Origin of the sequence: Paraburkholderia sp. Ac-20342, from assembly GCF_017104985.1 — a bacterium.
Taxonomy (GTDB): domain Bacteria; phylum Pseudomonadota; class Gammaproteobacteria; order Burkholderiales; family Burkholderiaceae; genus Paraburkholderia.
The window spans coordinates 1-20,938 of the sequence record NZ_JAAGPQ010000096.1 but is presented as its reverse complement, the minus strand read 5'-3'; the positions used below and the strand labels follow the sequence as shown (position 1 = coordinate 20,938).

The following is a 20,938-nucleotide window of genomic DNA, read 5'->3' as shown; positions in this document are numbered from 1 at the left end:
CGGCCCAAGCTCTCTGCCGTGCAAACCGGGTCGGCGCTCCCTGAAACCCGTCAAAGACGCCATCCTGTTTGACTTTTCGCCGCATGACCTGCGCAGCACATCCATGCCCGCGACAACGATCCTTCGATGGCCGGGATTGTGAGAAATCCTGAAATTTCTGGAGAAAGGCATTCCCGACAGTGAATCGCTCCGTCGCCCCGAGGCAACGACACTCGCCACCATGGGCCGGTCTCGCCGGTCAGCCCTGCACCGCCCGCCTCGCCGACGCCTCAACCCGAATACAGGTATGCTCCGACGAGTACCCGACGGACCCGCCGCCCACTCTCGCGCGGCACATCATCGGCGCAACGCGCAGACGCGGTCCGTCCGCCTCACTGGCCGCACCGTATCCGGAGAAACCGCTTGACCCAGCCCAACGACGCGCCCGCTTCCGCGCCGCCTCCACCGCCTCCCGCACCGCCGCCGCCCCTCGAAGGCGGCAAACTCGTGCTGGCGACCTTCGCGGTCGCCCTCGCCACGTTCATGAACGTGCTCGACACCTCGATCGCGAACGTCGCGATCCCGACGATTTCAGGCAATCTCGGCGTCTCGGTCGACGAAGGCACGTGGGTCATCACCGTATTCGCGGCCGCCAATGCCGTGTCGATTCCGCTGACCGGCTGGCTCACGCAGCGCATCGGCCAGGTCAAGCTGTTCGTCGGCGCGATCCTCGCGTTCACGCTCGCCTCGTGGCTGTGCGGCATCGCACCGACACTGCCGGTCCTGCTGATCGCGCGGATTTTCCAGGGCGCGGTGGCCGGTCCGCTGATTCCGCTCTCGCAGGCGATCCTGCTCGGCTCGTATCCGAAGGAGAAAGCCTCGACCGCGCTCGCGCTGTGGGCGATGACCGCGACCGTCGGCCCGATCGCGGGCCCGGCGCTCGGCGGCTGGATCACGGATAGCTACAGCTGGTCGTGGATCTTCTACATCAACATTCCGGTCGGCCTGTTCGCGGGCGGCGTCACGTGGATGATCTACCGCACCCGCGAATCGCCCACGCGCAAGCCGCCGATCGACGTGATCGGCCTCGGCCTCCTGATTACGTGGGTCGCGTCGCTGCAGATCATGCTCGACAAGGGCAAGGACCTCGACTGGTTCTCGTCGCCGGTGATCGCGACGCTCGGCCTCGTCGCGCTGATCAGCTTCGCGTTTTTCCTTGTGTGGGAGTTGACCGAGGAGAACCCGATCGTCGATCTGCGGCTGTTCCGGCAGCGCAATTTTCTCGGCGGCACGATCGCGATTTCAGTCGCGTACGGCGTGTTCTTCGGCAATCTCGTGCTGCTGCCGCAATGGATGCAGGAGTATCTGAACTACCGCTCGGTCGACGCCGGCCTCGTCACCGCGCCGCTCGGCGTGTTCGCGGTGATTCTCGCGCCGGTCATGGGCCGCGTGCTGCCGCGCTCGGACGCGCGCGTGATCTCGACGCTCGCGTTCGTCGGCTTCGCAATCGTGTTCTACATGCGCTCGAAATACGTGATCGAAATCGACACGTGGCATCTCGTGCTGCCGACGCTGCTGCAAGGCATTCCGATGGCGATGTTCTTCGTGCCGCTCACGGCGATCATCCTGTCGGGCCAGCCGCCGAGCCGGATTCCGGCGGCGGCGGGTCTGTCGAATTTCGTGCGCGTGTTTTGCGGCGCGGTGGGCACGTCGCTCGCGGGCACGGCCTGGAACAACCGCACGGTGCTCCATCATGTGCGGCTCACGGAGCAGGCGTCGATCGGCAACCCCGTGTTCGCGCAGCAGATCGACACGACGCAAGCGCTGCTGCATCTGAACGCGCAGTCGGCGAATGCGCTGTTCGATTTCACGGTCAACACGCAGGCGGCGATGATGGGCCTGAACGACATCTTCCTTATCTCGGCGATTATTTTCGTGCTGATCATTCCACTGATCTGGATCACGCGGCCGGTGAAAGGCGGCGGCGGGCCGGGTGCGGCGGGAGCGCATTGAGTCGAGGGAGCGGCGGGAATGGTGCGCGGGGGGTGAGCGATGCGAGGCGACTCGTTGCCCGGCACTCGGCACTCGGCACTCGGCACTCAGCACTCAGCACTCAGCACCAGACAGCAAACTCGACAACGCAGCGGCAGCAACGCCGCATCAGCGAAAATACCGCGCCGGCGTATCGCCGAACGCCTCGCGAAACACGGCAATAAACGACGACACATCGCTATAGCCGACTGCGAGCGCCACCTGCGTGACGCTTTCGCCGGCGCCGAGATGTTCGAGCGCGGCCAGCAGGCGCAGTTGCTGGCGCCATTGCCCGAAGGTCTGCCCGGTTTCCTTCGCGAACAGACGCGCGGCCGTGCGGGCCGTCACGCCCGCAGCCGCGGCGAGTTCCTCAAGTATCAGCGATTGCGCCGGATCGGCGCTGAGCGCATCGGCGATCCGCTGCGCGCGCGGATCGCGCGGCCAGGTCAAACCAAGCGGCGCCGCGGGCAAGACCGCGAGGCGGTCCAGCAGCACGTGCAGAAGGCGGCGCGCGGGTTCGTCGAGTGGCACATCGTGCGGCAAACCGGCCGCGACGGCGAGCAGCGCCTGCACGAGCGCATCCGGAACGAGCGCGCCGGTTTGCGCGGGCCATGGCGTAGAGGTCGGCTGCGAAGCGGGCGATGAAATGGAGAAACGCGCGGATAAAGACGCGGATGCGAACCCGAACGGCGGCGCATCCTCGCTAGCGGAAAACGCCGTGCGGTCCGCCGCGCAATCCGGCGCGACATAAAGCACATGCAGTTCCACGGGACGCGCCGCGCACAGGCAATGCCGCGTATCCGCGGCAATCCACAGCGCGCGCCCGGGCGGCACGACCCAACGGCCGGCTTCGGTGCGCACCGTCAGCACACCGTCGTTCACGTGAATCAGCGTGGCGCGCCGATGCGCGCGCCAGGGTTCGTCCAGCATCTCGTGGCGCTCGCCGACCACGAAGACCGCTTGCCCGATGCCGTCCGGATCGAAGGCTTCCATCATGCTATCTGCTCTGCCGTATGACTTCTGCAAAGTGAGCAAGATTAGCATGCGCGCGAGACCGGCCCGCCAGGCTGTGGCGGCGGGCCGCCGAAAAACTCAATGCCCCGACTCCGGCTCGATGCCGCAGGCGACGATCATGCGGGAAACCATGTTGTACGCGGCAGCCGTCGCAATCGCCTCGACGATCGCCTGATCGCTACCCAGCGCCGCTCGCGCCTGTGCCAGCGTGTCGGGCCTGACCTTGACGTCACGCGTCATTTCAAGCGTCAACCGGATCGCCGCGCGTTCGCTTGCGCTGAAAAGATGCTCGTCGGCCACCGCGGCCTCGACGTTGCGCAACGCATCCACCTGCTGCTGCGTTCCGCCCGCCTTCAGCAATTCCGGCGCGTGGTGATAAAACTCGTACTCCGCGTCGTTCAGTGAAGCGACGCAGCAAATAATGATTTCACGCAACCTGGCATCGATGGACAGCCGCTGCCGCACGGCACCGAGGTAGGTGTTCCATCCCTGCGCGAGGTTCGGACTATGCAGCAGAATGCGGTCGAGATGCGACAGCGTTCCGCCGCGGCGTGCGCGAACCGCGTCGACGATCTCCCTGGGTTCGGCGAGATCGATCGGTACATACGTAATGTTAGCCATACTGAACTCCGGTAGAGGTGGGGAAAAGCCGCTATCGACCACCGCTGTCATGCTCCGACGACATCGGCTTGCGGCTTGCTTTCGGCTCATATTCTGGTTGACGGCCGCCCGGCGCGAGCCTCGTCAGAAGTTGACGTTCTGCGCGCCTTTCAGGCCCAGCATCGCTCGCGCCTCGGCGGGCGTGGCGACCTCGAGCGACAAGCCTTCGAGTATCTGCCGGATCTTGCGGACCTGGGCGGCATTGGTTTGCGCCAGTTCGCCGGGCGCGATCCAGAGCGAGTCTTCCAGTCCCACCCGTACGTTGCCGCCCTGCGCCGCGCCCATCGAAGCAAGCGGCATCTGATGGCGTCCCGCGCCCAGAACCGACCATACGAAGTCGGTGCCGAACAGCCGGTCTGCGGTCCGCTTCATATGCGCCAGGTCCTCGGGATGCGGTCCGATCCCGCCGAGCAGGCCGAAGACCGTCTGCACGAAGAACGGCGGCGTCGCCAGTTTGCGGTCGACGAAATGCGCGAGGTTGTACAGGTGCGACGTGTCGTAGCACTCGAATTCGAAGCGCGTGCCGTTATCGCCGCATGTCTTGAGAATGAACTCGATATCGGCAAACGTGTTCTTGAACACCAGGTCCCGGCTGCGCTCCAGATGCTCGCGCTCCCACGCGTGGGCAAATTCCTTGAAACGATCCAGCATCGGATAGAGCCCGAAGTTCATCGAGCCCATATTGAGCGAGGCGAGTTCGGGCCGATAGTGCGTGGCCGGACGCAGGCGCTCTTCGACCGTCATATGCGGACTGCCGCCCGTGGTCAGGTTGATGACGGCATCGGTCGCGCTCTTGATGCGCGGCAGAAACTCGGCGAAAGCGGCCGGGTCCTGCGTCGGACGGCCGTCATGCGGGTCGCGGGCGTGAAGATGAATGACCGCCGCGCCGGCTTCGGCGGCGCCGATCGACGCCTGCGCGACCTCGTCGGGCGTGACCGGCAGATGCGGCGACATCGTGGGCGTATGAATCGCGCCAGTCACGGCGCAGGTAATGATGACCTTGCGTGATGAACCCATGTGACCTCCAGGGGATAAGCGGACGCATCATGCGCGATACGCCCGTCAGTGTTATTGACCGCGGCTGTAGGAGTGACTGTCCGTGAGCGCGCCGCCACGCACGCCCGAATCGAGTTCCTCGAGCCGCTTGCCGCGCGTCTCGATCCGGATGGCCCACACCGCGAACGCGAGCAGCAACTGCGCGGCGACCACCGAACCGACCACCATCAGCACCCCGCCCGTCGTGAACAGCCACAGGATGAAGAACTGGCATCCCGCGCTGGCCAGCCGTCCCGCCGTCATGCAAACGCCGGTGCCGCGCAGGCGATAGGACGTCGAGAACAGTTCCGGCACGTAAGCCCCTTGCCCGACCGCCACCAGCACGTAGATGGAGCAGACGAGCAGAAAGCCGACGCCCATCAGCGCATACGCCGAGTCGACCTGCTGATAGATCAGGCCGCACACCGCGGTCACGAGACACGACGTAATGATCGCGGGACGACGGCCCACCCGGTCCGACACCGCGACGCCGAGCAGCGAGCCCACCGGGCCGCCCAGCGTGATGACCGTGGTCCACGTCAGCGACTTGACGATGTCGAAGCCCTGCTGAATGAAGAACGTCGGCAGCCAGTTGATCAGGCCGTAGATGCTGAAGCCGATGCACACGAGGATCGCCGAGCCGACCAGCGTGCGCCCGAGGATCGGCGGCGCGAACAATACGCCGATGGAAACCTGCGGCGCCGGCGCGGGCAGTTCGCGCGCATAGGCAGGCAGTTCGCCGCCGCGCGCCACGCGGCGCTCGATCCGCTGCAGCACCGCCTCTGCATCGTCGATCCGGCCCTGGGTTTCGAGCCAGCGCGGCGATTCGGGAATCGAGCGGCGCATGATCCACAGCACCACGGCCAGAACGCCCGCGATCACGAACACGTAGCGCCAGCCGAAATGCGGAATGACCCAGAGATTCACGAGCGAGCCGACAAACACCGCCGAGTTGCCGAACACCGACAGAAAGGCCAGCATGCGACCGCGATAGCCCGGCGGCACGAATTCCCCGAGCATCCCGTACGAGATGACCGCCTCGGCGCCGATGCCGAGCCCCATGACGAAACGGATCGCGCTGAGCCAGTACATGTTCGGCGCGACCGCCGCCGCAAACGACGCGATACCGAAGACGACGAGATTGATCTGATAGGCGACGCGCCGCCCGTAGCGGTCGCCGATGATCCCCGCCAGCAGCGCGCCGACGGTCAGGCCGGCGAACGTCAGCGTGCCGAACAGCGCATTGAGCTGCAGCGTCGACCATCCCTGCTTGAGCAATACGCCGACAATCGCGCCGCCGGTGTACAGATCGAAAAACTCGAGGAACAGGCCGAAGCCGATGATGCACAGAAGACGCCAGTGAAAACCGCTCAAAGGCAGGCGGTCAAGCCGGTTAGCCGCGTACGCGGTGGGTTGCATGTCTGTCTCCGATCATGATTGGCATGTGTCAGCGATTCTTGTCGTGTCGCTGTAGGGGCATTGCGTGTGCGTTGCGTGTACGGTGCGTGTGTGTTGCTTCTGCTCGTGGCTAACGCATGGTCGAGGCCGAGCCCCCGTCGACCAGAATTTCTGTCGCCGTGATATAGCGCGCCTCGTCGGACGCCAGAAATGCCGTCGCGTTGGCGACATCCCAGGCGTCCCCTTCCTGGGCCAGCGGAACCTGTGCGTTGCGGCGCTTGAGATAGGCTTCGTAATCGCCGCCGCCGAACTGGTCGGCGAGGCGCTGGACCAGCGGCGTGGTAATCAGCCCCGGAATGACGCAGTTCAGGCGCACATTGTTTTCGCCGTGCATCAAGGCGGCCATCCGCGTGAACTGGATCAGCGCCGCCTTGCTCGACGAGTAGGCGATCTGCGGCTTGCCGCTGTAGCGCAACGCCGAGAGCGACGAGACGTTGACGACGTTGCCGCTGCGTTGCCGGTCCATCACGGGCAGGACCGCCTTGCACATCAGGAAGACGCTCTTCAGATTGATGTCGAATTGCCGGTCCCACAGCTCTTCGCTCATATCGACCACGTTGCCCGGCGCGGACACGCCGACGTTGTTCACGAGCACGTCGATGCGGCCGTAGGCGTCGAGCGTCTGACGCACGACCTGGTCGATGCTGCGCGGGTCCGTCACGTCGCATAGCATGGCCTTCAGCTTGCCGCCCTCGCCTTCGATAACGGCGCGCGTGTCGGCCAGCGCCTCTTCGTTCACATCGAGCCCCACCACCTGGGCACCTTGGCGCGCCAGCACCGCGGCAATCGCCTTACCCGTTCCCCAGCCTGGCAACGAGGAACCGCAGCCGCTCACGATTGCCACCTTGTTCTCGAATCTCAGCACGCCTTTTCTCCGTTCTTCATGGTCATCCGCCATATCGTGGACATCGCGTGCAGCACCGCTGCCGTCCAACTTATATGGATAACTAACTTAAATTCCTGCTTCCCGATGCCGGCGTCGACCCTGACTAAGCCCAGGGTCCCGAGTCGGCGCTCAAACGCCGGAGTACATCCGACGCCCTGCCACCGGCATGGCCGCCGTCAGAATCGTGCCGCTTTCCGATTCCGTAATGAACAGCGTCTTGCGCTCGGCGCCGCCGTAGGCGACGTTGGTCGTGTGATAGCCGATCTCGGACTGAATCCGGTACATCGGCTCGCCGCGCGCCGAGAACAGCCACACCGCGCCGATACCGACATGCGCGACCGCCAGATTGCCGTCCTCGTCGAGCGCGAGCCCGTCCGGGCCGCCGCCGCCGGACATCTGGATGAAACACCCGACCTTGGCTGTCCGGCCGCCGCGCAACAACGGAATGCGCCAGATGGCATTCGCCCGCGTGACGGCGACATAGAGCGCCGACTCCTCGCGGTTCAGCACCAGTCCGTTGGGACTCGGCACGTTGTCCATCAGGCAATCGATCTGCCCGTCCTTGCGCAGACAGAAGACCCGTCCGTTGGGATTGTGCAGGCCCGAGAGACCCTGATCCGTAAAGTAGAGATCGCCGTTCGAGGCGAACACCAGATCGTTGACGGCCCTGAGCCGTTCGAGATGAACCCGTTCCAGCACGGGCCGCACGGTCTTTTCTACGGGATCGAACAGCATGATGCCGTTCTTGTAGTCGGCGACGAAAATCCGGCCGTCCTCGTGGATTTTCAGGCCGTTGGGCTCGCCGTCATAGGTGTGCATCAACTCGAAGCGGCCTTCGGGACTGACGCGGAAAATGCGGCCCCAAGGGATATCGACGCACCACAGGTTGCCGTGCCGGTCGAACGACGGACCTTCGAGCAGGGAATGGCCGGGCATGCCGGCCGGCTGCTGGGCGTGCCACTCCGACGAGGCCTGCGGCTGCCTGAATTCGTCGGGCAACCTCGCGAACACTTCCGTCTTGATACGCCTCGGCTCTGCATACATGGCAATGTGTCTCCAGCAGTTTCGTATTCTTGATCTGCGGCCGCTACGGCAACGCGCTAGCCGACCTTGTTGAAGCGATTATGTCGACAGCGTGAAGCGCCCACAATCGCTCGTTTCTTATCGATTGATGCTGAAATCCGATCAATCGGCGCACAATCGGCGCGGAGCCGACGACGCAACCCCAGCGATGCTTGCTACGGGCGCGCCGCCCGCAGCGGCGGCGTCCGTTCGCCGAGCAACTGGCGAAACGCCGCGCTGCTGGGCGTTTCCGAGCGATCCGTCAGGCGCGCCACGCCGATCATGCGGCCCACGCGCTCTTCCAGCGACAGGACCGTGCAGCGCGACACGTCGAGCTTGCCGAGACAGATCTCGGGCACGATGCCCATGCCGAAACCCTCTTCGACCAGCCGCACGAGAGTCGACATGTTCCAGGTTTCCTGATGCGCGACGGGCGTGGCGCCGCACGCCGCAAACGCACGCTCGATGATCTGCCATAGGGTCGTCCCCCTGGGACTCGCCATCAGGGGGTATTGCGCGGCTTCGCGCAGGGAAATGCTGCGCCGCTCGCCGAGCGGATGCGTTCGCGGCACGACGAGGAAACATTCGTCCCAGAAGAGCGGCTCGAAAACCGTGTGGTGACGGTCTTCGAGATCCGAGACGATCGCCAGATCGACCACGCCCGCTTCCATCATCTCGATGCAGCGCCGCGAATCCACGTCGAGCAGTTTCAGCGTCACGCCCGGATGCCGGCGATGAAACTCGCCCATGATGGTCGGCAGCACCGTCTGTCCAATCGACGGGACGGCGGCGATCGTCAGTTCGCCGCTCTGCAAAGCCGCTTTCTTGCGCAACGATTCGGCGACCCGCTCCATGTCCTCGACCGCCGTCTTGGCCACGACGAACAGTTGCTGCCCTTCGTCGGTCAGCGTGACCTGCCTCGTCGTTCGATGGAACAGGCGCACGCCAAGCCGATCTTCGAGCTGGCCGATGCGGGCGCTGACAGCGGACTGGGACGTGTGAATCTGTTCCGCCGCGCGGCGGAAACTGAGCGTTTCGGCAACAGCGAGAAACGTGATGAGGTTGTTCAGATTGAAGGTGAGCGCCATGAGGGAGCGAGCGGTACGTCGGAACTGGATTGCGCGTCAAGATACCAGAACCGTTGCGCCCCGCCGCGCTCCGTCAATCCGTCTTCTCCACCGGCACGCGCCGCGCGGCGTCCCCTTCATCGTGCGATGTCGCGTAGAAAACCCGCGCCCGCCCGATCACGATCTTCAGCATCGCGATCACCGGTACCGCGAGAAAAATCCCCGCCACGCCGCCGAGCTGATCGCCGGCGAGCAGGCCGACGATCACGAGGAACGGACTGACCTCGACCCCTTCGCTCATCAGATAGGGATTGAGCACGTAGTCCTGGAAGAGCCGGTACAGGCCGATGAAAATCACCAGCCACAGCAGATGCGAATAGCCGCTGAACACCGCGACCACGAGCGTGATCGCGACCGCGGCGAGCGGCCCCGCGAACGGCACGAATTCGAGCAGGCCCGCGCTGACCGCAAGCAGAAACGCGTACGGCACGCCGAGCAGCGAGAACGCAACGCCGTAGCACAGCAGCGTCGCGAGCGACAGAAACAGCATCGCGCGCACGTACTTCGAGAGCAGCACGTTCACGTCGTCGACGATATCGCTCCACAGCGCGCGATGCCGCCGGTTCAGCAGCGCGAGAAACGCATCGCGCATGTGCGCGCCGTCCTTGATGAGCAGAAAGCTCAGGATCGGAATCAGCACCAGATAGATCAGGTTGCTCGCCGCATGCACGACGCCGAGGCCGAGGCTGCGCGCCACCGGCACGGCCTTGTCGGAGCCGGTCTCGATCTGGCTGCGCACGAAGTCGACGATGCGCTCGCGCAGCGGTTCGAGAAAATGCGGCAGCGGCAGGCGGTTCGGCACGTCGGTGCGCATCAGCTCGGGCAATTGCGCGAGCAGACGCGTCGCCTGATCCTGCAACTGCACGCCGAACAGCGAGCCGACCACCGCGAGCAGCGCGACCACGACGACGAACACGAGCGCGATCGAGGCGACGCGCGGCACGCGGCGCGGTCTCACACGCTCGACGAGCGCGACCATCGGATAGATCAGATAGCTGAAGAACACCGCGAAGATGATGACGAGCACCGTCGTCGAGGCGACATAGATGACGAAGAACAGCAACGCGAGCAGGGCCGCGGTCCAGACTTTCCTGGCCGTGCCGACATCGAATCCCAGCATGAACCGTCCTCGAATAGGCGATGTGATCCGGCGCCTTACCGGCGCCGGGGACATCCGACTGTATCAGGTGCGCGCGGGCCGCGTGTGACCGACGGGTTCGCGGGTACGAGCGGCATGGGCCGTGTCCGTGGTCCTGCGCGCGGTCTTGCGCGTGCTCATACGCACAGTTGCGCGCGGGCCGCCGCCTGCGCACTGTCTGCACGCAGCGGTGCACGGCAAGGGGAACCCCCGCGCAACGTGAGAAAACGTCAACTCTTCAGCTGTTCGAGCATCGCATCGGCCGCTTCGCCGACCTTGGCCTGCATCCGCCCGGCAAGCTTTTCCGCCGCACCCTCGGCCTGCTGCACGCGATTACCGGTAATTTTGCCAATCGCTTCCTTGATCGAGCCCTTCAGTTCCTTCGCTGTACCTTCTACCCGATTTCTGTTCATGGCGCTGTCCTCGTGGGATTGAAACGGCAACCCGGGCAGCGGCCTTGCCTGAACCGCCGTGCGCGGCTCGCGACGCGCCTCGGCGTGCGGCTCAGGAACCGCTTTCGTCGCATGCCGCGATTCGCATCATGCGATTGCTACCCGGGTAATCCCTCAGATATAGCAAGCGGCGTTCCCGACTCGACGGTACGCGATTCGCGCCATCCGCTCGACATTTCGCGCCACCCGGAACCGCTCGATTCCGGCCCACCCAGCCGCCGCGACCACCGGACAACCCGCCATCGGCAACGATCGATCAAGCTCGCTCCCGCGTCATACTCCCACGCCGTGGCCCCGCATCACGCTCCGCCGGCAGACCCGTGCGCCTCAGTGTGCGGTTCGCTCGCCTGCCAGCGCGGCGCGCGCTTTTCGAGGAACGCATTGACGCCTTCGCGCTGATCGGCGCCGTCGAACAGATCGACGAAACGCTCGCGTTCGAGCGCAAGCGCCGCCGCGCGCGGCACCCCATGGCGCGCCTGATGGATCAGTGCCTTGCTGAAGCTCACCGCCTGCGGGCTCAGACCCGTCACGCGTTGCGCCATCGCCAGTGCCGCCTCACGCGCGGCGCCCCGCTCGACGACTTCCTCGACGAGACCGATGCGCAGCGCGGTCGCCGCGTCGACACGCTCGCCGGTCAGAATCATGCGCTTGGCCCAGCCCTCGCCGACCAGCCACGGCAGCGTCTGCGTGCCGCAGCCGCACGGCAGCAGGCCGACCGAGGTCTCGGGCAAAGCCAGCACCGCGTGCTGTTCGGCGATGCGGATATCGCACGCGAGCGCGCATTCGAGCCCGCCGCCCATCGCATAGCCGTTGAGCGCCGCGATCACGACGGGCCGCGCGTTCTGCAACGCTTCGAACGCCGCGCCGAAGCGCGCCGCCGCGATCCGCGCGACTTCGCGATTGCCGTCGGCGAACGTGTTCAGATCGGCGCCCGCGCTGAAGAATTTCGGCCCGTCGCCGGTGATGACGAGCGCGCGCACGCGCGCGTCGCCGTTCAATTGTCCGACGAGGTGCTGCAATTGCAGCAGGCCATCGGGCGTGAACGCATTGGCGGGCGGACGCCGGAGCGTGAGCAGCGCGACAGCGCCGTCGTGCGCGTAGTCGAGTTCGATCATCGCGCGCCCCCGCCGCTCGCTTCGCGGCCATCTTGACGATACAGCCTGATGACCGCCGAAAAATCCAGCCGTCCCGCGCCGTGGGTGCTCATCGTCTGATAAAGCTGCTGCGCGAGCGCGCCGAGATAGACCGGCTGCCGCACGCTGCGCGCCGCATCGGTGGCGAGACCGAGGTCCTTCAGCATCAGGTCGGTGCCGAAGCCGCCGCTATAGCCGCGCGAGGACGGCGCGCTGTCGATCACGCCCGGCATCGGGTTATACGTATCCGAACTCCAGCAACGCCCCGTCGACGTATTGATGATGCCGCCGAGCACCTTCGTATCGATGCCGAGCGCCTCGCCGAGCGACATCGCCTCGGCGACGCCCGCCATCGAAATGCCGAGCACGAGGTTGTTGCAGATCTTCGCGACCTGGCCCGTGCCGGTATCGCCGCAATGCACGATGTTCTTGCCCATCGCCGAGAGCACCGGCTTGACCTGCTCGTACGCGCTCGCGCTGCCACCGACCATAAAGGTCAGCGTGCCGGTCGCCGCGCCGCCGGTGCCGCCCGAAACCGGCGCATCGACGAAGGCGTTGCCGTGACGCGCCGCGAGTTCGGCGCAGGCTTTCACGGTGGCCGGATCGATCGTGCTCGAATCGACGATCGGCACGCCCGGTGCGATGCCGGCGAGGATGCCGTCGTCGGCGGTGAGCACGCTGCGCACGTGGGCCGCCGCGGGCAGCATCGTGATGACGCAGGCGGCCTCGCTCGCGGCCGCCCGTGGCGAGCCGGCCGCCTGCGCGCCCGCGTCGGCGAGCGTGCGCACGGCCTGCGCGCTGAGGTCGAACACGCTCACCGCATGGCCCGCCTTAAGCAGGTTCAACGCCATCGGCGCGCCCATGTTGCCGAGTCCGATAAAGCCTATTTTCATGGTGTCGTCTCCGTGTTTTCGCGTTGCGCCGGGCGCGCTCAGCGCAGGCGGATCGTCGTATTGACGCCATCGTTGACGGTGTCGTCGTCGAACCAGCGCGCCGTGACCGTCTTGGTCTGCGTATAGAACTGCACGACCTGCTTGCCGTACGGACCGAGGTCGCCGAGCTTCGAGCCGCGCGAGCCGGTGAAGCTGAAAAACGGCACCGGCACCGGAATCGGGATATTGATGCCGACCTGGCCGATATCGATCTCGCTCTGGAATTTGCGCGCCGCCGCGCCGCTTTGCGTAAAGAGGCCAACGCCGTTGCCGAACGGATTGGCATTGACGAGCGCGATCGCGTCGTCGAGCGTCGCGACGCTCAGCACCACGAGCACCGGCCCGAAGATTTCGGTTCGGTAGATTTCCATGCCGGTCGTCACGTCGCTGAACACGGTCGGGCCGATAAAGTTGCCCTGCTCGTAGCCGGGCACCCGCACATCGCGGCCGTCGAGCGCGAGCGTCGCGCCCTCCTTCACGCCCGCGTCAATCAAGCCGAGAATGCGTTGCTTCGCCGCGCGCGACACCACCGGGCCGACGTCGGTGCCGGGCTCGTGGCCCGCGTTGACCTTCAGCGTCTGCGCCTTCGCGACGAGTTCGGGCAGCCACTCGCGCGCGCTGCCGACCAGCACCGCGACCGAAGTCGCCATGCAGCGCTGCCCCGCCGCGCCGAACGCGGCGCCCGCGAGCGCATTGAGCGTCTGCTCGCGGTTCGCGTCGGGCAGCACGACCGCGTGATTCTTCGCGCCCATCATCGCTTGCACGCGCTTGCCGTGCTCGCTGCCGAGGCGGTACACGTGCGTGCCGACCGCCGTCGAGCCGACGAACGAAATCGCCTTCACGAGTTCGTGCGTACAGAGCGCATCGACCACCTCCTTGCCGCCATGCACGACGTTGAGCACGCCCTTCGGCACGCCGGCTTCGAGCGCGAGTTCGACGAGCTGCATCGTCGAGAGCGGGTCCTGCTCGGACGGCTTCAGCACGAACGTGTTGCCGCAGACGAGCGCCATCGGGAACATCCACAGCGGGATCATCGCCGGGAAGTTGAACGGCGTGATGCCGGCGCATACGCCGAGCGGCTGACGCAGCGTGTAGGTATCCACGCCGCCCGCGACGTTCTCGACGAATTCGCCCTGCTGCAAGGTGCCGATGGAGCAGGCATGTTCGACCACTTCGAGACCGCGGAAGATGTCGCCTTCGGCATCGGGAATCGTCTTGCCCTGCTCGGCGGAAAGCGTCTTCGCGATGCGCGGCATATGCTCGCGAATCAGTGCCTGGTACCTGAGCATGATGCGCATGCGCGCGCCGACCGGCGTGTCCTTCCAGGTCCTGAACGCGGCCTGCGCGCTGCGCACGGCGGCATCGACTTCGGCAACGGTCGCGAACGGCGCGCGCGCGAGCACCGCCTGCGTCGCCGGGTTGACGATGTCGCGCCACTCGGTCGTCTGCGATTCGACGAATTCGCCGTCGATCAGCAGCTTGACGGTGGAGACGGCGCCAGCGGCGGCGGCGCAGCCGCTCTCGTTCGAAGCGTTCGAAGCAACGATGCTCATGCTGAAACTCCTGTGCGATGGCCGCGCGGCGGCCGGACGGCGATGGGAAGGAAAAAGCGTGGGCCTCGCGTCGGCATGGGGATGCGGACGAAGCGACACGAGGGCCGATAAACAATCCTGTGAGCGGGCCGGCAAGCGAGTCTGGAAGCGATCCGGGCAGCGAGCCTGCGAGCCGCCCTGACAAATCGTGCTGATAAATCATGCTGACAAGCGGCCCCGCAAACAGACAGCACGATCAACCGGCTGACGTTCCAAAGACGCTCCGGAGACTCGCCCCCAACGATCAACGCAGGTCGGGAAAATCCTCTTCCCAGTACTCGTCGGGCAGACGCGCGGGTTCGGCCGCACGCTCCATTTCGCGGCGCCGCAATTCGACGCGGCGAATCTTGCCGGAGATCGTCTTCGGCAATTCGCTGAATTGCAGGCGGCGAATCCGCTTGTACGGCGCGAGCTTTTCGCGCGAGAACGCGAACACCGCGCGCGCCAGTTCGGGCCCGGCCACGTAGCCCTGGCGCACGGTGACGAACGCCTTCGGCACCGACAGCTTCACGGCGTCGGCGCTCGGCACGACGGCCGCCTCGCCGATCGCCTCGTGCTCGATCAGCACGCTTTCGAGTTCGAACGGGCTCAGCCGGTAGTCGGACGATTTGAACACGTCGTCGGCGCGGCCGACGTACACGTAGTAGCCGTCGTCGCGGCGCAGCGCGACATCGGAGGTGCGATAGAAGTCGTCGCGCATCGCCTGGGCCGTCGCGTTCGCGTTGTTCGCATAGCCCGTCATGAGACCGAGCGGCCGCTTGGCGAGCGGCAAGGCGATCTCGCCCTCGCTGACCGGCTGATCGTCGGCATCGAGCAGTTCGACCGTGTAGCCCGGCAGCGGACGACCCATCGAGCCCGGCACGACCGGCTGCCCCGGCGAGTTGCCGATCTGGCAGGTGGTTTCGGTCTGACCGAAGCCGTCGCGAATCGTGATGCCCCATGCGTGCTTCACGCGCTCGATGATCTCGGGATTGAGCGGCTCGCCCGCGCCGACGATCTCGCGCAGCTTGACCGGATAATCGGTGAGGTGCTCCTGCACGAGCATGCGCCACACGGTGGGCGGCGCGCACAGCGTGGTCACGTTGAAGCGCACGAGCGCATCGAGCGTGTCCTTCGGCACGAAGCGCGCGAAGTTGAACACGAACACGCAGGCCTGCGCGTTCCACGGCGCGAAGAAGCAGCTCCACGCGTGCTTGGCCCAGCCCGGCGAACTGATGTTCCAGTGGATGTCGCCCGCCTGCAGGCCGATCCAGTACATCGTCGACAGATGGCCGACCGGGTAGCTCTCGTGCGTGTGCTCGACGAGCTTCGGCTTCGACGTCGTGCCGGACGTGAAGTACAGCAGCAGCGGATCGCTCGCGCGCGTGACGCCGTCGGGCGCGAAGTGCGGCGATGCCTCGCGGGCGGCGGCGAGATCGGTCCAGCCTTCGCGCGGCGTGCCAACCGAGAAGCGCGTGAGCGGCACGTCGAGCGTGTCGAACTTGGCGAGTTCGGCGCTATCGGCCACCACGAACTTCGCGCCGCCGATCTGCACGCGGTCGCGCACGTCGTCGGCGGAAAGCTGGGTGGTGGCGGGCAGCACGATCGCGCCGAGCTTCATCGCCGCGAGCATCACGTCCCACAGTTCGACGCGGTTCGGCAGCATCAGCAGCACGCGGTCGCCACGGCCGACACCGGCGCCGCGCAGGAAATTCGCCATGCGCGCGGAGCGCTCCGACATCTGCGCATAGGAGAGGCGCAGGCCGTCGCTGGACGGATCGTCGACGATCCACAGCGCGGGGTTGTCGTTGTTGCGCGCGATTGCGTCGAAGTAGTCGAGCGCCCAGTTGAACTCGCCCAGCGTCGGCCAGGCGAATTCGCGATACGCGCGCTCGTAGTCGATCCGATGGCGCAAGAGCAGATCGCGCGCGTCGAGAAAGGCTTTCGCTGCTGTCATCGTCGTCTCCAATGTCGATCTGAGTTAGCGCTTCAGCGCTTATTCTGATCCCATGCAACGCGGTCGATCAGAGTTAGCGCTTTAGTTGTCGATCCGGAGTTGGCGTTTCAGCGCTTACTCCGATCCCATGCAAAGCAGTCGCGCATGGCGCGCTGCGCGCTCCATTTTTTGCCGTAGTTGCCGCCGAGGTTGCCACATGCCCGCCGCGAACGACCCACGGCCAGGCTATTTTGCGCTCAAACATGCCTCGCGATCACCATCCGCTGCACTTCGCTCGTCCCCTCGTAAATCTGCGTGATGCGTGCATCGCGGTAATGCCGCTCGACCGCGTAATCCTCCAGATAGCCATAGCCGCCATGAATCTGGATCGCGTTCGAGCAGATTTCCTCGGCCAGTTCCGAGGCGAACAGCTTCGCCTGCGACGCCTCCGACAAACACGGCCGCCCCGCCGAGCGCAGCCGCGCCGCGTGATGCACGAGCAGGCGCGCGGCATTCAGACGCGTCGCCATGTCCGCGAGCATATTGGCGATCGTCTGATGGTCCCGGAGCGGCTTGCCGAACTGCTCGCGCTCGCTCGCGTAGCGGCGCGCGGCGTCGAACGCGGCCCGCGCGATGCCGACCGCCTGCGCCGCGATGCCGATGCGCCCGCCTTCGAGATTCGACAGCGCGATGCGCAGGCCCTCGCCCGGCTCGCCGAGCAGATTCGCGGCGGGCACCGCGCAGTCGTCGAGCGAAATCGGGCAGGTGTCGGACGCGCGAATGCCGAGCTTGTGCTCCGGTTTGCCGACCTTGAAGCCCGGCGTATCGGTCGGCACGATAAACGCGGACAGGCCGCGCTTGCCGCGCTCCGGATCGGTCACGGCGAACACGATCGCGAGGTTCGCGCGCGCGCCGTTGGTCACGAACTGCTTGCTGCCGTTGAGAATCCAGTGGCCGTCGCGCGGCACCGCGCGCGTGCGCAGATTGTTCGCCTCGGAGCCGGCCTGCGGCTCGGTCAGGCAGAACGCGCCGATCGTACGGCCGGTCGCGAGGTCGCGCAGATAGCGCTCCTTCTGCGCGGCGCTGCCGAAATTGAGGATCGGCCCGCAGCCGACCGAGTTGTGCACGCTCATCAGCGTCGCGCAGGCTGCGCAGCCGGCCGCGATCTCTTCGAGCGCGAGCGCGTAGGCAACGTAGTCGGTGTAGGAGCCGCCCCACTCGGACGGCACGATCATGCCGAGCAAGCCGAGTTCGCCCATCTGCGCGACGACGCCGGCCGGCAGTTGCGCGTCGCGATCCCATTGCGCCGCGTGCGGCGCGAGGCAACCGGTGGCGAAGTCGCGCGCGGCGTCGCGAATCATCCGTTGTTCGTCGGTGTAGAAACTGTCCATGCCTGCGTCCCGGGGTGTGCGAACGAGGCTCGAAGTGCTCGCGGTGCCCGCTCGCGCCCCCCGCCGTCGCTCATGGCTTGCCGCTGTAGTGTAGGCAAGCCGGGCGCGTCTCTCGATGCTCGCTGCGCTCATTGTTGTTGAGCGCTTTTGCCATACTGTTACTATGCGCATACGCGGTGCCCCGTGTTTACAGGGATTTTGCGCATCGCCACCATGCACCACTGAGCGCTTTTGCCAGATTCGGCCCCGCTCGGCCGGCATCGACCCGCCCCCCCATGAAAAGCGACAAAGGCACGATCTCCGTCAGTCTCGTCGAGGAAACGCTCGCGCTCGCGAGGGCGCGCGGCTTCGATGCGCTGCCTCTTGCCGAGGCGGCCGGCATCGCCGCGCCGATGCTCGCGTCGCCGAAAAGCCGCGTGTCGTCGGCGCAATACGGTGCGCTCTGGACCGGCATCGCGCGCGCCCTCGACGACGAATTCTTCGGCCAGGACTCGCATCCGATGAAAAGCGGCAGCTTCGTCGCGATGACGCAGATGGCGCTCGGCGCACGCAACGGCGCGCAGGCGCTCGCGCGCGCGGTCGGCTTCATGCGGCTCGTGCTCGACGACCTCGGTGCGGTCATCGAAACGAATGCCGAAACGGGTGCCGCAACGAAGGTTGAAGCAGCGCCCGGAACGGGCTCACTGCGGGACACGCGTCAGCGCGTGAGGCTGAAATTCGTCGAACGACCCGGCGCGCCCGCACCGGCGATGTTCGCGTACGCCACGTATTTCATCCTCGTGTACGGCCTCGTGTGCTGGCTCGTCGGACGGCGCATTCCGCTGCTCGAAGCGCGCTTTCGCTGCGCCGCGCCGCCCGCCGCTCACGAATACAGGCTGATGTTCTGCGAGTCGATGCATTTCGACGAACCCGAGTCGTACGTCGATCTCGAACCGGCGTTTCTCGACCTGCCCGTGATCCAGACCGCGCGCTCGGCCCGTGCGTTTCTGCGCGATGCGCCGGGCAACTTCATCGTCAAATACCGCAATGCCGGCTCGCTCGCCGCGCGCGTGCGCAAGACGCTGCGCGCGCTGCCGACGGCGAACTGGCCCGCCGCCGACCAGATGGCCGCGCGTCTGCACGTCGCCGAGGCAACGCTGCGGCGGCATCTGAAGCAGGAAGGCTATACGTATCAATCGATCAAGGACGCGCTGCGGCGCGACATCGCGATCGCGGAATTGCAGCGCACCCACCGCACGATCGCCGACATCGCCAACGCGGTCGGCTTCGCGGAACCGAGCGCGTTTCATCGCGCGTTCCGCAAATGGACCGGCATGCGGCCGGCCGACTATCGCCCGGCAAGCGGTGCCGGCCTCACGCGCCTCACGCGCCGCGCGGAATCGGACTAAGCTTTAAGAGGCAACAGGCCAGCCTTGATCGAGGTATCGGCCCGCGCTCGCCGGACTTAAGCGGCGGGCGCGGTGGCCGTCGGCGATGAACACGTCCACGCGTTTTCCGCTCCGGCAGTCCGGTTCGCGCAGGCCGCTTATCCGCGGCGGTGCGGCGCGCCGGTTGATGCGCACCATCGGCGCGCGCGGGGTGCTGTTGCCGGTGGGGTTCGCGTTGGCGTTGGCCTTGGCGATTGGGCTGGCATCCGGATTCACCGCCGGCCCCACCGCCAGGTTCGCGGCCGGATTGACGTCCGGGCTCGCGGCCGGATTTTCGGCGCGCGAAGGCTTCGCGCTGGTGCAAACGGCCCATGCCGCCCCTGACGCGGCGGCCACCGCGAACAGCGTCGTCGTGATTCCGGTGAACGGCGCGATCGGGCCGGCCAGCGCCGATTTCATCGTGCGCGGCCTGCAACGCGCCGCGAATCAGCGCGCGCAACTCGCGGTGCTGCAACTCGATACGCCGGGCGGGCTCGATACGTCGATGCGGCAGATCATCAAGGCGATCCTCGGCTCGCCGGTGCCGGTCGCGACCTTCATCGCGCCGAGCGGCGCGCGGGCCGCGAGCGCCGGCACCTATATCGTCTACGCAAGCCATATCGCGGCGATGGCGCCAGGCACCAACCTCGGCGCCGCGACACCGATCCAGATAGGGATCGGCGGGGCCGAGCCGCCCGCGGGCGGCGGTGCGCCGAGCGCGCCAGCTTTACCGGGTACGCCGGGAACACCGGGTACGCCGGGATTGCCGGACATGCGCGCCTTGTCAGGCAGTGCGTCCGGTCCGTCAGCGTCCGGCCCCCTGGCATCGGGTTCATCAGGCACCTCAGGCGCATCGGCGCCCGCCACCGCCGCAGCCGCAGCCGAGCCTGCCGCGACACCACCATCGCCCGCCGCGAGCGCACTCCCCCTCGACACCCAATCGACCGAACTGCGCAAGCAGGTCCACGACGCGGCCGCCTACATCCGCGGCCTCGCGCAGATGCGCGGGCGCAACGCCGACTGGGCCGAGCGCGCGGTCCGCGAAGCCGTGAGCCTGTCCGACGAGGAAGCGCTCGCGCAGCACGTCGTCGACGTCGTCGCGCGCGACGTGCCCGACCTGCTGCGCCAGCTGAACGGCCGCACCGTCGCGACGACGGGCGGCAGCATCACGCTGCACACCGCCCACGCGCCGCTCGTCGTGCTCGAACCCGACTGGCGCAACCGCTTTCTCGCCGTGATCACCGACCCGAGCGTCGCGCTGATCCTGCTCATGCTCGGCATGTACGGCCTGTTCTTCGAATTCGCCAATCCGAGCTTCGTGCTGCCCGGCGTGGTCGGCGCGATCAGCCTGCTGCTCGGCCTGTTCGCGATGCAGATGCTGCCCGTCAGCTACGTCGGCCTCGGGCTCGTGTTTCTCGGCATCGCGTTCCTGATCGGCGAGGCGTTTTTGCCGACCTTCGGCTCGCTCGGCTTCGGCGGCGTGGTCGCGTTCGTGATCGGCGCGATGATGCTGATCGATACCGACGTGCCCGGCTACGGCATCCCCTTGCCGCTGATCGCGGCGGTGGTCGTATTCAGCGCCGCGTTCGTGCTCGGCGTGTCGCGGCTCGCGCTGCGCGCGCGGCGGCGCCCGGTCGTGACGGGCGCCGAGGCGCTGATCGGCTGTATCGGCGTGGTGCTGGACGGCGGCTTGCTGCCCGAGCACCCAGCGGGCGGCACGCTGGCCG

The 20,938-nt window shown here is 66.4% G+C and carries 17 protein-coding genes; 3 read left to right on the top strand and 14 right to left on the bottom strand.

What is annotated here, in order from left to right:
- The first annotated feature begins 402 nt into the window (after positions 1–402).
- Positions 403–1,992 carry a DHA2 family efflux MFS transporter permease subunit gene (locus G3N58_RS28305; RefSeq protein ID WP_167041608.1) on the top strand — a complete coding sequence of 530 codons (1,590 nt, stop codon included), beginning with the start codon at positions 403–405 and terminating at the stop codon, positions 1,990–1,992.
- A 147-nt stretch (positions 1,993–2,139) separates the two neighbouring features.
- On the opposite strand, the gene G3N58_RS28300 is transcribed toward G3N58_RS28305, so the two are convergent.
- The 14 genes from G3N58_RS28300 to G3N58_RS28235 all read right to left on the bottom strand — a co-directional run bounded on the left by G3N58_RS28300 (position 2,140) and on the right by G3N58_RS28235 (position 17,805).
- Positions 2,140–3,006 carry a helix-turn-helix transcriptional regulator gene (locus G3N58_RS28300; RefSeq protein WP_206000839.1) on the bottom strand — a complete coding sequence of 289 codons (867 nt, stop codon included), beginning with the start codon at positions 3,004–3,006 and terminating at the stop codon, positions 2,140–2,142.
- Between the two features lie 96 nt (positions 3,007–3,102).
- Positions 3,103–3,645, bottom strand: a complete 543-nt coding sequence (locus G3N58_RS28295; RefSeq protein WP_205989686.1) for a carboxymuconolactone decarboxylase family protein — start codon at positions 3,643–3,645, stop codon at positions 3,103–3,105.
- Between the two features lie 123 nt (positions 3,646–3,768).
- On the bottom strand, positions 3,769–4,701 hold the full coding sequence (locus G3N58_RS28290) for a 3-keto-5-aminohexanoate cleavage protein (RefSeq protein ID WP_167041599.1): 933 nt from the start codon (positions 4,699–4,701) through the stop codon (positions 3,769–3,771).
- Between the two features lie 51 nt (positions 4,702–4,752).
- Complete coding sequence (locus G3N58_RS28285) at positions 4,753–6,138, bottom strand: MFS transporter (RefSeq protein ID WP_206000838.1); 1,386 nt, start codon at positions 6,136–6,138, stop codon at positions 4,753–4,755.
- A gap of 109 nt (positions 6,139–6,247) precedes the next feature.
- Positions 6,248–7,042, bottom strand: coding sequence for an SDR family NAD(P)-dependent oxidoreductase (locus tag G3N58_RS28280; RefSeq protein WP_345889835.1), 795 nt, complete (start codon positions 7,040–7,042; stop codon positions 6,248–6,250).
- 150 nt (positions 7,043–7,192) lie between these two features.
- Positions 7,193–8,107, bottom strand: a complete 915-nt coding sequence (locus G3N58_RS28275; protein WP_167041590.1) for an SMP-30/gluconolactonase/LRE family protein — start codon at positions 8,105–8,107, stop codon at positions 7,193–7,195.
- Between the two features lie 194 nt (positions 8,108–8,301).
- Complete coding sequence (locus G3N58_RS28270) at positions 8,302–9,213, bottom strand: LysR family transcriptional regulator (RefSeq protein WP_167041587.1); 912 nt, start codon at positions 9,211–9,213, stop codon at positions 8,302–8,304.
- 73 nt (positions 9,214–9,286) lie between these two features.
- Complete coding sequence (locus G3N58_RS28265; RefSeq protein WP_206000837.1) at positions 9,287–10,372, bottom strand: AI-2E family transporter; 1,086 nt, start codon at positions 10,370–10,372, stop codon at positions 9,287–9,289.
- A 248-nt stretch (positions 10,373–10,620) separates the two neighbouring features.
- Positions 10,621–10,803 carry a CsbD family protein gene (locus G3N58_RS28260; RefSeq protein WP_167041581.1) on the bottom strand — a complete coding sequence of 61 codons (183 nt, stop codon included), beginning with the start codon at positions 10,801–10,803 and terminating at the stop codon, positions 10,621–10,623.
- A 338-nt stretch (positions 10,804–11,141) separates the two neighbouring features.
- Positions 11,142–11,957 carry an enoyl-CoA hydratase gene (locus G3N58_RS28255; protein ID WP_206000836.1) on the bottom strand — a complete coding sequence of 272 codons (816 nt, stop codon included), beginning with the start codon at positions 11,955–11,957 and terminating at the stop codon, positions 11,142–11,144.
- Positions 11,954–12,868: a 3-hydroxyisobutyrate dehydrogenase gene (gene mmsB, locus G3N58_RS28250; protein ID WP_206000835.1), complete on the bottom strand. Its 915-nt coding sequence runs from the start codon at positions 12,866–12,868 to the stop codon at positions 11,954–11,956. The genes G3N58_RS28255 and mmsB overlap by 4 nt, the downstream gene beginning before the upstream one ends.
- 38 nt (positions 12,869–12,906) lie before the next feature.
- On the bottom strand, positions 12,907–14,460 hold the full coding sequence (locus G3N58_RS28245; protein WP_167281836.1) for a CoA-acylating methylmalonate-semialdehyde dehydrogenase: 1,554 nt from the start codon (positions 14,458–14,460) through the stop codon (positions 12,907–12,909).
- A gap of 283 nt (positions 14,461–14,743) precedes the next feature.
- Complete coding sequence (locus tag G3N58_RS28240; protein ID WP_206000834.1) at positions 14,744–16,435, bottom strand: AMP-binding protein; 1,692 nt, start codon at positions 16,433–16,435, stop codon at positions 14,744–14,746.
- Between the two features lie 236 nt (positions 16,436–16,671).
- A complete protein-coding gene (locus tag G3N58_RS28235) occupies positions 16,672–17,805 on the bottom strand; it encodes an acyl-CoA dehydrogenase family protein (protein WP_167041566.1) in 1,134 nt (377 codons plus the stop codon).
- Between the two features lie 275 nt (positions 17,806–18,080).
- Here G3N58_RS28235 and G3N58_RS28230 point away from each other — a divergent pair, with 275 nt between their 5' ends.
- Entirely contained in the window at positions 18,081–19,193 is a 1,113-nt protein-coding gene (locus G3N58_RS28230; RefSeq protein ID WP_206000833.1) for an AraC family transcriptional regulator, read from the top strand.
- A gap of 85 nt (positions 19,194–19,278) precedes the next feature.
- Positions 19,279–20,938, top strand: a 1,660-nt coding sequence (locus G3N58_RS28225; RefSeq protein WP_206000832.1) for a nodulation protein NfeD, incomplete at its 3' end; no start/stop codon positions are given.

Bases quoted from the DNA above. Each gene is read 5' to 3' on its own strand.
- G3N58_RS28275 (WP_167041590.1), bottom strand. From the start codon at position 8,107: ATGTATGCAGAGCCGAGGCGTATCAAGACGGAAGTGTTCGCGAGGTTG.
- G3N58_RS28235 (WP_167041566.1), bottom strand. From the start codon at position 17,805: ATGGACAGTTTCTACACCGACGAACAACGGATGATTCGCGACGCCGCG.
- G3N58_RS28240 (WP_206000834.1), bottom strand. From the start codon at position 16,435: ATGACAGCAGCGAAAGCCTTTCTCGACGCGCGCGATCTGCTCTTGCGC.
- G3N58_RS28260 (WP_167041581.1), bottom strand. From the start codon at position 10,803: ATGAACAGAAATCGGGTAGAAGGTACAGCGAAGGAACTGAAGGGCTCG.
- G3N58_RS28270 (WP_167041587.1), bottom strand. From the start codon at position 9,213: ATGGCGCTCACCTTCAATCTGAACAACCTCATCACGTTTCTCGCTGTT.
- G3N58_RS28290 (WP_167041599.1), bottom strand. From the start codon at position 4,701: ATGGGTTCATCACGCAAGGTCATCATTACCTGCGCCGTGACTGGCGCG.
- G3N58_RS28255 (WP_206000836.1), bottom strand. From the start codon at position 11,957: ATGATCGAACTCGACTACGCGCACGACGGCGCTGTCGCGCTGCTCACG.
- G3N58_RS28265 (WP_206000837.1), bottom strand. From the start codon at position 10,372: ATGCTGGGATTCGATGTCGGCACGGCCAGGAAAGTCTGGACCGCGGCC.
- G3N58_RS28295 (WP_205989686.1), bottom strand. From the start codon at position 3,645: ATGGCTAACATTACGTATGTACCGATCGATCTCGCCGAACCCAGGGAG.
- mmsB (WP_206000835.1), bottom strand. From the start codon at position 12,868: ATGAAAATAGGCTTTATCGGACTCGGCAACATGGGCGCGCCGATGGCG.
- G3N58_RS28300 (WP_206000839.1), bottom strand. From the start codon at position 3,006: ATGATGGAAGCCTTCGATCCGGACGGCATCGGGCAAGCGGTCTTCGTG.
- G3N58_RS28285 (WP_206000838.1), bottom strand. From the start codon at position 6,138: ATGCAACCCACCGCGTACGCGGCTAACCGGCTTGACCGCCTGCCTTTG.
- G3N58_RS28230 (WP_206000833.1), top strand. From the start codon at position 18,081: ATGAAAAGCGACAAAGGCACGATCTCCGTCAGTCTCGTCGAGGAAACG.
- G3N58_RS28245 (WP_167281836.1), bottom strand. From the start codon at position 14,460: ATGAGCATCGTTGCTTCGAACGCTTCGAACGAGAGCGGCTGCGCCGCC.